At 71.5% G+C, this 1416-nt stretch carries 2 protein-coding genes; both read left to right on the top strand.

What is annotated here, in order from left to right; translation table 11 throughout:
* Positions 1-432 (top strand): ATP-binding cassette domain-containing protein (locus tag AB0G14_RS35715; protein WP_357705233.1); only part of this gene is annotated, 432 nt, incomplete at its 5' end.
* On the top strand, positions 432-1416 hold a 985-nt coding region (locus AB0G14_RS35710; RefSeq protein ID WP_357705231.1), incomplete at its 3' end, for an FtsX-like permease family protein. The genes AB0G14_RS35715 and AB0G14_RS35710, both read left to right, overlap by 1 nt.

Raw genomic sequence — 1416 nt, 5'->3', positions numbered from 1 at the left:
GGCTCACTGACCGCTGAGCAGAACGTCGCCCTGCCGTTGCGGCTGGCCGGCCGTAAGGTGTCGATGACCGACGTGCGGCAGATCCTCACCGATGTCGGGCTCGGCGACCGCCTGCGGCACCGGCCGCGTGAGCTTTCCGGGGGGCAGCAGCAACGCGTCGCCATCGCCCGGGCCATGGTCACCCGGCCTGCGGTGTTGTTCGCCGATGAGCCGACCGGCGCGCTCGACTCCCGTTCCGCGCGCACGGTGCTGGCACTGCTGCGGTCGATGGTCGACTCCGCCGGGCAAACCATCGTCATGGTCACTCACGACCCGGCCGCTGCCGCCAGCGCCGACTCCGTCGTCTTTCTCTGCGACGGGCGCATCGTCGGCTGTCTCGCCCGGCCCTCGGTCCGTGAGGTCGCCGACCGGCTCGCCGCTCTGGAGGTCTGATGCTCACGCTCTCGATAGCCATTTTCCGGGAACGCTGGCAGCTGTTCACCGGTGCCATCGTCACCGTCATGCTCGGCGTCGCCATCGTCCAGTCGTCGCTGTTGATCATCGCCTCGGCCGGCCGGTACGGCGAAGCGATCGCGGTGCTCGGCCTGGCGCTGGGGGTGTCGGTGTTCCTGGCGATCTTCGTCGTCAGCGCGACCTTCGCCTTCACCATCGCCCAGCGCCGCCGCGACCTCGCTCTGCTGCGCCTGATCGGCGGCAGCCGCGGCCAGCTCCGGCGGCTGCTGCTCGCCGAGGCGCTGCTGCTCGGCATCGTCGGCACCGTCCTCGGCGTCCCGGCCGGGCAGATTGCGCTGAGGATGCAGACGGCGCTGCTCACCGACCTCGGCTTTCTGCCGCCCTCGTTCGCCGCAGCCTGGCACGGCTGGGTGCTCTGGGTTTCGCTCGGGATCGGTATCGGCGTTGCCGAGGCCGGCGTACTGGCCGCATCGAGACGAGCTGCCCGCGCACGCCCGTTGGAAGCGCTGCGGGAGACCGGTGCCGCGGGGAAAGCCATGACCGCCGCTCGCTGGCTGGTCGGCGTTCTGCTGACTGTCGTCGCCCTCACACTGATGACGATCGCGACCGCTGTGGACGACCCCAACGGAGCGATCCCGTTGTCGGTCAACGCCACCGTCGCGCTCGCCCTCGGCTTAACCGCGCTGAGCCCCGTCGTCGTGCCGCTGCTCGGCCGGCTCGCCGGCAGCCTCGCCGGCCGCACCACAGTTGGCCAGCTCGCCCGGGCTAATCTACGCGACGGCGTACGCCGCAGCGCGTCTACCGCCGCGCCCCTACTGGTCCTGGTTGCCCTGCTGATCGGGCTGGCTGGAACCTTTGACAGCCTGTCCGCCGGGGCGCACCACCGGCTCGCCGCCGACCTACGCGGTGACCTGGTGGCCGCCGGGCCCGTCGCCCCCGGAACTCCCGGGGTCGCCGCCGCCT

Origin of the sequence: Micromonospora sp. NPDC023814 (assembly GCF_040639595.1) — a bacterium.
Taxonomy (GTDB): Bacteria; Actinomycetota; Actinomycetes; order Mycobacteriales; family Micromonosporaceae; genus Micromonospora.
This window is presented reverse-complemented; position numbering and strand designations above follow the sequence as displayed.